Source organism: Flavobacterium sp. (genome assembly GCF_049590715.1).
Classification (GTDB): domain Bacteria; phylum Bacteroidota; class Bacteroidia; order Flavobacteriales; family Flavobacteriaceae; genus Flavobacterium.
In genome coordinates, this window is sequence record NZ_JBAWDL010000164.1 from 1 (window position 1) to 12,921 (window position 12,921).

At 32.3% G+C, this 12,921-nt stretch carries 10 protein-coding genes and 1 pseudogene; 2 read left to right on the plus strand and 9 right to left on the minus strand.

From position 1 onward, the window contains the following. Positions 1–768 carry a Bax inhibitor-1/YccA family protein gene (locus tag WBQ70_RS07535; RefSeq protein WP_423912440.1) on the plus strand — a complete coding sequence of 256 codons (768 nt, stop codon included), beginning with the start codon at positions 1–3 and terminating at the stop codon, positions 766–768. 284 nt (positions 769–1,052) lie between these two features. Here the strand turns inward: WBQ70_RS07535 and dinB are convergent, their stop codons facing one another. Then, positions 1,053–2,138: a DNA polymerase IV gene (gene dinB / locus WBQ70_RS07540; RefSeq protein WP_423912442.1), complete on the minus strand. Its 1,086-nt coding sequence runs from the start codon at positions 2,136–2,138 to the stop codon at positions 1,053–1,055. Positions 2,139–2,235: 97 nt separating this feature from the next. Here dinB and WBQ70_RS07545 point away from each other — a divergent pair, with 97 nt between their 5' ends. Further along, a complete protein-coding gene (locus WBQ70_RS07545; protein WP_423912445.1) occupies positions 2,236–2,709 on the plus strand; it encodes a CYTH domain-containing protein in 474 nt (157 codons plus the stop codon). Here the strand turns inward: WBQ70_RS07545 and WBQ70_RS07550 are convergent. From WBQ70_RS07550 to uvrC, 8 genes and pseudogenes are all read right to left on the minus strand, one after another. Further along, positions 2,706–3,173 carry a septal ring lytic transglycosylase RlpA family protein gene (locus tag WBQ70_RS07550; protein WP_423912448.1) on the minus strand — a complete coding sequence of 156 codons (468 nt, stop codon included), beginning with the start codon at positions 3,171–3,173 and terminating at the stop codon, positions 2,706–2,708. The two genes, WBQ70_RS07545 and WBQ70_RS07550, sit on opposite strands and share 4 nt — an antisense overlap. Positions 3,174–3,257: 84 nt before the next feature. Further along, positions 3,258–3,680, minus strand: a complete 423-nt coding sequence (locus WBQ70_RS07555) for a hypothetical protein (RefSeq protein WP_423912451.1) — start codon at positions 3,678–3,680, stop codon at positions 3,258–3,260. A gap of 120 nt (positions 3,681–3,800) precedes the next feature. Next, the gene (gene pgi, locus WBQ70_RS07560) at positions 3,801–5,444 is read right to left on the minus strand and encodes a glucose-6-phosphate isomerase (protein WP_423912453.1); all 1,644 of its coding nucleotides are present in this window, start codon (positions 5,442–5,444) and stop codon (positions 3,801–3,803) included. Between the two features lie 174 nt (positions 5,445–5,618). Beyond that, a complete protein-coding gene (locus tag WBQ70_RS07565; protein WP_423912455.1) occupies positions 5,619–6,845 on the minus strand; it encodes a peptidoglycan DD-metalloendopeptidase family protein in 1,227 nt (408 codons plus the stop codon). A 30-nt stretch (positions 6,846–6,875) separates the two neighbouring features. Next, a pseudogene (locus tag WBQ70_RS07570) lies at positions 6,876–7,811 on the minus strand (tryptophan 2,3-dioxygenase family protein). Beyond that, the gene (locus WBQ70_RS07575; protein ID WP_423912457.1) at positions 7,811–8,581 is read right to left on the minus strand and encodes a DUF3108 domain-containing protein; all 771 of its coding nucleotides are present in this window, start codon (positions 8,579–8,581) and stop codon (positions 7,811–7,813) included. Before WBQ70_RS07575 ends, WBQ70_RS07570 begins: the two are co-directional and overlap by 1 nt. Before the next feature lie 375 nt (positions 8,582–8,956). After that, positions 8,957–11,170 carry a patatin-like phospholipase family protein gene (locus tag WBQ70_RS07580; RefSeq protein ID WP_423912460.1) on the minus strand — a complete coding sequence of 738 codons (2,214 nt, stop codon included), beginning with the start codon at positions 11,168–11,170 and terminating at the stop codon, positions 8,957–8,959. Positions 11,171–11,202: 32 nt separating this feature from the next. Beyond that, a partial coding sequence (uvrC, locus tag WBQ70_RS07585; protein ID WP_423912463.1) for an excinuclease ABC subunit UvrC occupies positions 11,203–12,921 on the minus strand: 1,719 nt, incomplete at its 5' end.

Here is a 12,921-nt window from a genome sequence, read left to right on the forward strand (position 1 = left end):
ATGAATTTTAAATCAAAAAATCCGTTTTTAAACAATAAATCTTTTTCAGCTACTACAAGAACTGAACAAGTACATCAAGCAACCGTTATTGGTTACGATCAACAAATGACCCTTTCAGGGACAATTAATAAAACGGCGCTATTATTTTTACTTTTAACCGCTTCAGCCATGGTGATCTGGTGGATGGCCTTCAACGGAATGAATCCTATTTTACCTGCCATTGGCGGGGCAATCGTTGGACTAGTTCTAGTAGTTGTTGCAGCATTCAAACCTCAATACTCTGGTTATTTAGCACCTGGATACGCCTTATTCGAAGGTTTATTTATTGGTGGAATATCAGCCATTTTTGAGGCAAAATATCCTGGAATTGTGATTCAGGCAGTTGGCGCTACATTTGCAACCTTTCTAGTTTGTTTAGGCTTATACAAATTCAAAATTGTAAAAGTGACAGAGCAATTTAAATCAGTAGTCATTGCGGCAACATTTGCTATCGCTACATACTATCTTATCTCTTGGTTATTCTCGATGTTTACCAGTTTTCAACCTGTACATTATGGAAACTCTATGATGAGTATTGGTATCAGCGTATTTGTAATTATCATTGCTGCTTTGAATATTTTCTTAGATTTTGATAGAATCGAAAAAGGAGTTCAAGAAAAAATGCCTAAATATATGGAATGGTTCGGCGCTATGGGTCTAATGATTACACTGGTATGGTTGTATATCGAGTTTTTGAGATTGCTTTCAAAACTAGCTAGCAAAGACTAAACATCCTCTCTCTGGTCCTCTCCTTAGGAGAGGGAGACTATGTGGATATTGTTTGCGGTTATTACTTTGTAATATTTTTGGAACACCTATTTTAGACATTTATAAAATACCCAGAACCCCTTCCTTGCCGGAAGGGGTTCTTTTGTTAAGTACATCAACTAAATTTTGGAACACTGATTTTAGAAATTAAAGAAATTTTAAAAACACACTTTGCGACTTAGTGCCTAAGCGTTGAAAAAACTTTCCGTCCTTTGCGAAAACCTTAGCGCCCTTTGCGGTTAAAACTAGAAATCGAATTTCAATTGCACTGCCACTACTGCTTTTTTGACTTCGGTATTGAGATTGCTCATCGAAATTCCCAATAGACGAACGGAGTCCTTCATTCGTTCTTGATACAATAACTCTTTAACCGCTTCCAGAATCAATCCTTTGTCCGCAATAAAATAAGGCAAAGTTTTACTTCTGGTTTGTTGTGTGAAATCGCTGTATTTAATTTTGAGAGTAACTGTTTTTCCTGAAACATTTTTCTTTTTTAACCGACGTTCTAGAGAACTAGCAATAGTCTCTAACTGTTCCAGCATAAAAACCTCTGAAGAAAGATTTGTTTCAAAAGTATGTTCAGCCGCAACAGATTTTGAAATTCGATTAGACTTCACTTCACTATTATGAATACCACGCACCACATAATAGTAATAGGTTCCTGATTTACCAAAATGATTTTCAAGGAATTCTAAAGATTTTAACTTCAAGTCGGTTCCTGTAAAAATACCTAATTGATACATTTTCTCCGTAGTAACCTTTCCTACTCCATAAAATTTACGAATGGGCAATACCTCTAAAAAAGCTTCAACATCATCAGGATGGACTGTTTTTTGTCCATTGGGCTTATTAAAATCACTGGCTATTTTGGCAACAAATTTATTAACGGAAATACCCGCTGAAGCCGTCAAACCTACTTCATTGAATATTCGGGTTCTGATTTCTTCAGCTAACATACTTGCACTCGGGTTTCCTTTTTTGTTTTGTGTAACATCGAGATACGCTTCATCAAGAGACAAAGGTTCAATCATATCTGTATAATCCTTAAAGATGGCATGAATTTTATTCGAAATTTCTTTATACCGTTCAAAACGAGGTTTTACAAAAATCAATTCAGGACAGTATTTTTTAGCCAAAACACCACTGATAGCCGAACGTACACCAAATTTTCGTGCTTCATAACTAGCTGCAGCTACAACACCCCTGTTTTCTGAACCACCTACAGCAATGGCTTTCCCTATTAAATCAGGATTATCCAATTGTTCTACAGATGCAAAAAAAGCATCCATATCAATGTGAATAATTTTACGATTTAGTCGAGGTTCTTCCATCCCACAAATTTAAAGTGAATTTGACTTAAAATTAGAATGTAAAGCAAAATTATTTGATACTTTTGGAACAATTTCAAAATAATAAAACACCCCACCAATGATTGAAATAGAACGCAAATACTTAGTACTATCAGACGATTTCAAAAAAGAATCTTTTTCTCAAAAACGCATTAAACAAGGTTATTTAAGTGCTGTTCCAGAAAGAACGGTAAGAATACGTATTAAAGAAGATAAGGCATTCTTAACCATAAAAGGCCTCTCTAACGAAACTGGAATGTCCCGCTTTGAATGGGAAAAGGAGATTCCTGTGAACGAAGCTGAAAAATTGTTGTTATTATGCGAAAAGGGAATTATTGACAAAACACGGTTTGAAGTAAAAAGGAACAAACACATTTTTGAAGTGGATGAATTTTATGGAGAGAATGAAGGTCTAATAATGGCTGAAATCGAACTAACATCTGAGAATGAATTTTTTGAAAAACCAGACTGGTTAGGACAAGAAGTAACGAATGATAAACGCTATTACAATTCATACTTAAGTAAAAATCCTTTTTCTAAATGGGAAATCTAATTAATTACTTCTTCAATTGTCACTACCATTACTCCAATACCTTTATTTTTAGCAATTTCCATGAAACCATGTTTGGTTAAATCAATTTCACGACCTCTAGAGAACGGTCCTCTATCAGTAACCTCAACAATGATAGATTTTCCACTGGCTTGATTGGTCACTTTTAATTTAGTTCCAAAAGGAAATTTACGATGGGCTGCAGTATAGTCGTTATTATTAAATTTTTTTCCGCTGGCAGTTTTTCTTCCATTGAATTTATCCGCATAATAAGAAGCATTTACATCTTTCTTATAAAACTTAAGTTTTACCTTTTCTAAGTGAACAGTATCTTTAACAACTTTAATAGTATCTTTTATAACTGCTGTTTTTTGCAAAGAAGATTTTAACTTCTCTACAATAGCACTTTGGCTGGTGGCAAGTCCTATGACAGCTACTAAAAAAAATAATGTTATCGATTTTCTCATTTTGATTTTTTTATTGCAAACAACATTTTACAAAAACCATACCCAGTTAAATGAAGCTCACAAAAAACAACATCTTATTCTTTCTTAAAACCAAAGATTCCATGGTATTCTACTCAAAATAAGCAATAAACCTAGTCCGTAATATATTGAGAAGGTTTTAAATTTTGACTCACTAGTAATTAGTTTTTTATGCTTAGACCAGCCTATTGTAATCAACGTAATTGCAATTATATTAATTAGCGGATGTTCCATTGAAGTTAATCGCAACATTTTATCACTCATTTGCCCAAGAGAAGAAAATCCTAATGGTGACACAAAGTATAAAATCAAACCAATCAATAATTGTGTATGAGTTCCTATTAATCCCATGATGGAAATTTTCCTGTCTTTTGGGGTAAATTCTTTTTTACCTAATAATCCAATAGCTGCATTAACAAATGCTACAACCAACAACAAAAGAGCAATATAAGCCCACCCTTTGTGAAATTCACGTATAAACTCGTACATAAATAAATATTTTTTTTAAAACAAATATAAACAAAATAGTCATAAAAAAAAGCCTTAACTCCTATTCGAGTTAAGGCTTATGACTTTTTTAACTTCTTAAAAAGAAGCTAAATTGGCTTTTTATTTGTTTTTCAAGAAATAGTTCAACAAGAACGAAGTTGAACTATCGTGCGATTTAACCGTTTTAGTATTGATTTCATCCAAAATAGAATTAGCTAATTGCTTTCCTAATTCCACTCCCCATTGATCAAAACTAAAAATATTCCAAATAATCCCTTGTACAAAGATTTTATGCTCATACATAGCAATCATAGAACCTAATGTTTTAGGAGTCAATTTTTCGATCAAAATAGTATTTGTTGGCTTGTTACCAGTAAACACTTTAAAAGGCAATAAATAACTTGCCGTAGCTACATCTAAACCTTGCTTGTCAAATTCTCCCTGTACTTGTTCAGCTGTTTTACCGTGCAATAAAGCTTCTGTCTGCGCAAAGAAATTAGACATCAATTTATCATGGTGATTTTCGTCTCCATAAAGAGGTTTCACAAACCCAATGAAATCAGACGGAATCAACTTAGTTCCTTGATGAATCAATTGAAAAAAAGCGTGTTGCGAATTAGTTCCTGGTTCACCCCAAATAATGGTTCCTGTTTGGTAATTTACCGGCTTCCCGTCTCTACCTATACTTTTTCCATTACTTTCCATCGTTCCTTGCTGTAAATAAGGTGCTAGTTTTTGTAAATATTGTGTATATGGAATCAAAGCTTCACTCTCAGCTCCAAAGAAATTATTATACCAAACACTTAATAATGCCAAGATTACAGGTGCATTTTTATCAAAATCAGTTGTTTTGAAATGCATATCCATTTCATTTGCTCCGTTTAATAACTGCTCATAGTTATCATATCCTACAGCCAAACTGATAGTCAAACCTACTGCACTCCATAAAGAAAAACGACCTCCAACCCAGTCCCACATTGGGAAAACATTATTAGGATTGATCCCAAATTCTGTTACTTTTTGCATATTGGTTGAAACTGCAACGAAATGCTTTGCTACATCTTCTTGAGTAGCTGAATTTAAAAACCATTTTCGGATCGTTTCTGAATTCGTTAAAGTTTCCTGTGTAGTAAATGTTTTTGAAACAATTACAAACAGCGTGGTTTCTGGATTTAATTTTTTAATGATTTCATTTACATGATCTCCATCAACATTGGAAACAAAATGAACATTCAAATCATTTTTATAAAACTGCAACGCTTCAACAACCATTGCCGGCCCTAAGTCTGATCCACCAATACCAATGTTTACTACATCAGTAAAAGCTTTTCCAGTATATCCTTTGCGAGTACCTGAAACAACCTCGTTTGTAAAAGCTTTGATTTTGGCTTTTACCTCGTAAACTTCTGGAATAACATTTACACCGTTTACGTTTACAACTTCAGATTCTTTAGCTCTTAAAGCCGTATGAAGTACAGCTCTATTCTCTGTTTTATTGATGATTTCGCCACCAAAATAATCAGCAATAGCCGTTTTCAATCCAACTTCATTTGCTAATTCTTGCAATAAAGCCATTGTTTCTTCATTAATATTGTTTTTTGAATAATCAATCAAGAAATCATTCCATTTGATATTGAATTTATCTGTTCTTGAAGTATCCACTTTAAACATCTCTTGCATAGATACATTTTGTATTTCTTCAAAGTGTTTTTGGAGTTTTTTCCAAGAAGCTGTTTCCGTTGGGTTATTTGTTTTTAAAGCCATTTAATTTTTAGTTCAAGATTTTTAAAGGCGGTAAAAATACTGAAATTCCTTTTAACTAAGTAAAGCCTTTTATATTAAATAACATTTTAATTAGGAATCTAACAAAAAATGAGAATCATTATTTTTCAATACTGATTCTCATTTTTTAATTTATATTGCTGTAAAATATTCTTTTTACAAATTACCTATACTATCTAATTCTCTTTTCAAAGGCTCAATCTCCTCAAGATATCGGGTTTTTGTAGCCCCTATCATAGGTTCTCCAGTGGGTAAATTCAACCTTAACGGATCGACTTGAACTCCACTTTTCCAAAAACGATAGCAAACATGTGGGCCGGTTGCTAAACCAGTACTTCCCACCCTGCCAATCACATCTCCTTGATTGACACGCTGTCCCCGACGCACTAATATCTTGGACATATGCAAATATTGTGTTGAATATGTTCCGTTGTGTTTTACTTTGACATAATTTCCGTTTCCTGCTGTATAACCCGTCATTTCGACTACTCCAGAAGCAGTTGTAGTAATAGGTGTTCCTGTAGGTGCTGCGTAATCAGTACCTTTATGAGCTTTCCATCTTTTTTGAACAGGATGAAAACGATTCATAGTAAAACGAGAGGTCAAACGACTAAACTTAATAGGTGTTTTCAAAAAGAAATTCTTCATGGTTTTTCCTTCGTCATCATAATAATCAATTTTACCTGTTGCGGCATCTTTTGCAAATGGAAAGGCATAATTTATTTTGCCTTTGTATTCAAAGAAAGCACCTTCTAATTCATCAACGCCGTTGTAAATCGAATCGTTTATATAGCGTTCTTTGAAAACGATCCCAAAACGATCTCCTTTTTTTAATTTAAAAAAATCAATTGTCCAAGAATATATTTTTGTGATTTGACTTGCCAATCCTGCATCTACTCCTGCTTTATCAAGCGTTTCAGATAAGGAACCTTTTAGAACCCCTCCTATAACACGTCTTTTAATAGTTATTGGCCTTGTCTTCTTATACGCTACAATTGTTGAATCTCTAAAATCAAAAACATAATAATTCAGTGCATTTGGTTGATATACAAAGACCTGCAGTTGCTTAGTTTTATCTTTGGAACGTAACATTGTGTACACCTTATGAGGACGAATTACACGCACATCAAAAGTGTCTTTTACGCTTTGTACAATATCATATACTTTTCTATCTCCTATATTTTGTTTTTCGATAATAGTTCCAAAAGTATCGCCTTTTTTTACAGTATCTTGAAGCACATTATAATCCGCATAATCAAAACCAAAATCGGAATTGTCCGCTTTAACAATTTTAACTTTTCTAACTTCTTTTGTCTTTTTTTCTGTTTTATTACATGAAAACAGACTAGTTAGTACGATGATAATTAATGCAATTTGCTTCAAACTTAAATTTCTTTTTAATATTTTGTTTTATTATTTTTCTTCTCCCCAATTTCCCAATTCCTCAGCAGACCATAAATCTGGGAAAAATATTCTTTTTTGGTATTTTGGATGCATATATTTCCTCCAATCACTCCTCCTGTTGTTGCTCCATTGCCCTGCCCACTTTGATCAATATATTTGATCGCTACTTTTGAATGTGGCATCCCCCAAGTAATAATTGACCGTGTAATCAAAATGTCTCATGGCTTCAATCAGCTTAGGTGATTTTTGATCAGACACAGTAAGTTTCTTGAATTTTTGCCAAATATTACAACTTTCATGTTCTTTCATAAAAGCCAAAAAAGTAGTTTTATATTTTTTTTCAAATGCCTCTAAAGTAAACGATTTTTTTTCAATTTCATTGTCTTTACCAGTGGCTTGCCAATATAATTTTTCAAAAATGTCTTCAACAGAAGTAGTTTCGTTACTGGATTTTATATATTTATAATCTACAAGATTAATCAAATCAGTGGTTGCGAACTCAATTAAACGGTATTGAGTACTTTGAAATCCGCTTGCAGGAGCTAGTGTACTACGGAATTTCATGTATTGACCAACACCCATTCCCTTCTCCATAATGCTAAATGAAGTGGTCAACATATCAAAATAACGACTTATTCTTTCTAATCTTTCCATAAAAAAATCAGCTTGAATTGATACAACATTAGCAATTTGGGTTATCTCCCAAAGAATCATTTTAAAAGTTAATTCATTTACTTGATGATATAAAATAAAGACCATTTCATCAGGCAAAACAGTCCGTTGAATTTGCAAATTCAACAAAGTATCAGTTTGAACATAGTCCCAATACGTGATAGGATTTGACCAAAGCAAACCCTCAAGCTGAGTATCCGTTTGCTGATCAATGGCATCATATTTTAGCTTAATCTTTTTTAAAATTTCGCCCGTATCCTCACTAATGTTCATTACATTTTAATTTTAAATGGATTGCTTAATCCTTTAAACTCATCCAAATCAGCTTTTATTGATCCTACTGCTAAACTTGCTTTTATACGAACAGGTAATCTATTGTCGTCATCTGAAATCCAAACTGTCAAACTCTCTTCCTCTTTAAAAACACGACCAGATTGTACCAATGGTCTAAAAACCATTGAAGGAACGACTCCAAATTTAGTGGTAATATCTTCACGACCTATATACTTTAACTTAAATTTTGTGGTTTCATCATCAAAAAACATATCAATAGCTATTGACTCCCCAATTTTTAATTTATCAATATTAGGATGATTTCTTAGATAATAAAAAGAAGATAAAATGTCTTGTGTTTTATCAGGAATCACAAAAGTTTTTTCACTTTTGTTTTTATAATCTTTAACTACAATTTTATTTCCTGATTGGTTAAAAAAACCTTGTTGATCTTTAGTATATCCGCCTTCGTTAATTTTTCTCACAAATTGATAAGGAACACCAGAATTTTTATCAATATAGCTTTCATACAAATCATCTACTTTGAAAAAAAAGCGCGACATCCCTGTAGTGTATCCTTTACCTATAAGGTGAAAAACCTTTTTATTATCAACAACAGCATCTTTCACCTCAAGAGTAGCGTAGCCGGCATTAACAATACCATAATGAATTCTAAATTTAAACCACTCACCAGAGCCAAAGGCATCATCGTTTCGAGAATCAAAACTAAAAAGCGGAATCAATATTAAGAAGAGTACTAACTTTTTCATAATTTACTTTATTAATTAATTGATTAAAGGAATACAAATTTTGTTCCAAATATATTAAAACATAAAAACTCAGTCAAATTAATGACTGAGTTTTTATACTATTAACTAACCAAAAAACTATAAATTATGAAATTTATATCAAATAGGAAGGAAACCACCCCTTCCGTTTTGTGATTACAAAGTTAGCTAAGAACATTGAATTATATACACTAAAACACTTATTTCTGATACGATTTATGGAGTTGATTCATAAAAACGATTATTTTTTTACATAATATAAAAAAAACGTATTTTTTATATTATCCTTACAATTATTAATCAAAACTATTGCGATTAAAAATAGTATCAAAATCAGCTATAATCCTTTATTTTTAATTAAAATAAAAAACCAACGCTTACCCAAGTGTATCCTTTGGAGTTTTGAGGTGACCAAGTGTGTTTTATTTCCACTGGTCCAATAATCGTTTCCAAACCATAGCCTAACGCATACCCAGAATATTTTGGTAATGAAACCCAATTATCCGTTGATTTAAAAATCTTATCACCTAGATTAGCAAAATTTGCCGAAAAATTTAAATGATTATTTTTATAAAACTCATAATCTATTGTCCCTGTTGATTTAATATAACTATTTGCTCCAAAACTCAAAAAGTCATATCCATAAAAAGGCCTAAAATTATTTACTGGATTAAATCCAAAACCACCTAATACAAAATTAAAAAAAGCCACACTACTATCCCCTACTGAAAATCCCGCTTCATTTTTTATTGTAAAAGTGAAATCATTGAAAATGGTTGCCGCTATTCCAAAGTCTCCTTTGAAAATTGTATAGGGTTTAAAATCATTTGTATAATCGGATGATAGAAGATAAGAATGAGCATCACCAGAAAAGTACCATCCTTTTTTAGGGAAAAACTTATTATCAAAACTATCATATTTTAAATAACCAAAGGCAGATAAATAATTACTATTATCAATCGTAGGATTCGTACTGGTTAAAGTAGCTGATTTTATTTTTAAAAACTTCCATTCTAATCCACCACCTACTAAAAACTGCTGTAAGAATAAGGATTGAAAATACAATTGATTATTAACATCAGTAAAGTCTACATTGATCGTATTTACCCCAACGGTAGCAAAATTCAAATTTCTTATATCATTAGTAATATTTCGATTAAATTGATTTAATTCAGACTTAAACCCTACACTAAAATTATATCCGTTTTCAACATAATAATCAAAATTATACCTGAAATTATCTCCTAATACCAGATCCAAAGAAGCGATATCGTTCTTGAAAAATCGTTTTTTTTGAGTGAAATTAATCAAGAGCGCACTTTTAAATAATCCGTCGTAATGTAATCCAAACTTTAACAATGACTTAATAGGATCTTCTTTCAAAATCAAATTCAAATCATCACCACTTTCAGTTTTTTCATTTGGAGTTAAAGAATAATCTATACTTTTAAAATTATGTGTGGCATCAATATTTGTAATTCCTTTTTCTAATTGCTTATACGTGATTTTTGTATCTGGTTTAAATCTTAATTTACCAATAACATAATCTCTTGTATAGGTATCTAACTCATTACAATTAATATCCTTTATCTCAAGCATATTATTATTCATCTTTAATGGAGGCTTAACATATTTATCATCATCACCAACTAAAGCTTTTAATTTTTCATAAACTGAAAAAGCGGCTTCTTCTCCTTTTTGAATAATTTCACCTCCATCATCAAAAGAAATCACCCCATAATCTTTAATGTCTGGTTTAATATAAATATCTGTTTTCATTATGTTGCTCTTCATTGTTTCTATTGAATGAAGGTTCGTTATTTGCACTAATATTTTAGTTGCATCATTTAATCCTTTTTTCTTCAATAAATCATCTTGAACATCAACACCAATGATCACATCTGCACCCAACGCTTTTATTTCATCAATAGGATAATTATTAGTAACTCCTCCGTCAACTAACAAATCACCATTTAATTCTATCGGAGAGAACAACGACGGAAAAGCGGCACTAATCAACATTGCTTGAGCTAAATTTCCTTTATTTAAAATCACTTGTTTTCCTGTTTCAATATTAGAACCAATACATAAAAAAGGAGTTGGCAGCTTATCAAAATCCCTGATATGCCTAACATTACGTGTCAATTTACTCAGTAAATTAAAATTGTAAATCCCTTTTGAAAGCGCTTGAGGAATTCCAATTCTGAATTTATTAAAAGGCAATACTAAGGCATATACTTCATCATTTCGTTTTTCATAAAAGTTTTTGGATGATCTTGGAATATAATCATTCAATAACTCATCAAAATCTGTTGCTATAAAAATAGAATCTACCTGAGCAGCATTATAACCTGAGGCATATAACCCGCCTACAATGGCTCCCATGCTCGTTCCACCAATATAATCTACTTTGATTCCCGCTTCTTCTAAAACCTTCAAGACACCAATATGAGCAAACCCTTTGGCTCCACCACCACTTAAAACCAAACCCACTTTGGGTCGTTTTTGCTCTTGAGAAAATAACTGAATTCCAGTTAAAAATATAAGGATAACTAGTATATATTTTTTCATATTAAAGTTGCTTGGGTATATCTTAAATTAACTTAATCCATTCTAGTTTTGTAAAATTCGACAATTTTTTTGGCTTTAGAAACACCAATAACTTCCGAAATTTCTTTTTCGCTCACTAATTTCAATCTTTTAACACTTTTAAAGTGTTGAATCAAAGCAAGCATTGTTTTTTCGCCAATTCCGGGTATGGCTTCAATGGATGAATTTAATGCTTCTTTACTCCTTCTATCTCTATGATGCGTAATCCCAAAACGGTGCGCTTCATTTCGTAATTGCTGAATCACTTTTAATGTTTCTGATTTTTTATCTAAATACAACGGCACTGAATCTCCTGGATAAAACAATTCTTCAAGGCGTTTTGCAATTCCGATAATAGCAATTTTTCCTCTTAACCCTAATTTATCTATACTTTTTAAAGCCGATGATAATTGTCCTTTCCCTCCATCAATAATAATTAATTGCGGTAAGGACTGTCCTTCCTCTAACAATCTTTTGTAACGACGATACACCACTTCCTCCATTGATGCAAAATCATCAGGCCCTTCTACTGTTTTAATATTAAAATGGCGGTAGTCTTTCTTACTGGGTTTTCCATCTTTAAAAACTACACAGGCTGACACAGGATTCGTCCCCTGAATATTGGAGTTATCAAAACATTCAATATGTCTTGGCTCCACTGGCAAACGTAGATCTTTTTGCATTTGTGCCATAATCCGGTTTGTATGCCGATCTGGATCTACAATTTGTAATTGTTTGAGTTGTTCTATTCTATAAAACTTCGCATTACGTATGGATAAATCCAAAATTTGTTTTTTATCTCCTAATTGTGGTACTGTGATTTTTAGGCTTTCGCCCAAATCTATTTCAAACGGTACGATTATTTCTTTTGACAGTAACTGAAAGCGTTCTCGCAGTTCAATAATCGCCAACTCTAATAGTTCGGCATCAGTTTCGGCTAATTTTTTTTTGATTTCCATCGTATGGGAACGAATAATCGATCCATGTGAAATTTGAAGAAAGTTCACATAAGCCGCACCTTCATCTGAAACAATTGAAAAAACATCAATATTGGTGATTTTTGGATTAACAATCGTAGAACGAGATTGGTAATTTTCGAGAATTTCAATTTTTTCCTTGATTTTTTGAGCTTCCTCAAAGTGCATGTCTTGCGCTAACTGCATCATTAATTTTTTGAAATCTCTCATGCTACTTTTGAAATTTCCTTTCAAAATCTCCCGAATGGCTTCTACTTGTTTTTGATAATCTTCTAACGATTCCAATCCTTCACAAGGCCCTTTGCAATTCCCTATATGATACTCTAAACAAACCTTAAATTTACCTGAATCAATGTTTGATTGACTCAAATCAAAATTACAAGTACGCAATGGATACAATTCTTTGATGAGTTCCAAAATGGTATGTACTGTCTTGAAACTGGTATAAGGCCCAAAATATTCTGACCCATCTTTGACCATTCTTCGGGTAGCAAAAATCCTTGAAAAAGGCTCTTTCTTAATGCAAATCCACGGATAAGTTTTATCATCACGCAACAATACATTATATCTAGGAAGTAACGTTTTAATTAAATTATTTTCTAGCAAAAGCGCATCAGTTTCCGTAGGAACCACAATGTGCTTAATCGTTACAATTTTCTTGACTAAAACATTCGTCTTTGCTGAATCGTGAATTTTATTAAAATACGATGAAACCCGTTTTTTAAGATTTTTGGCTTTGCCTACATATAAAATTTT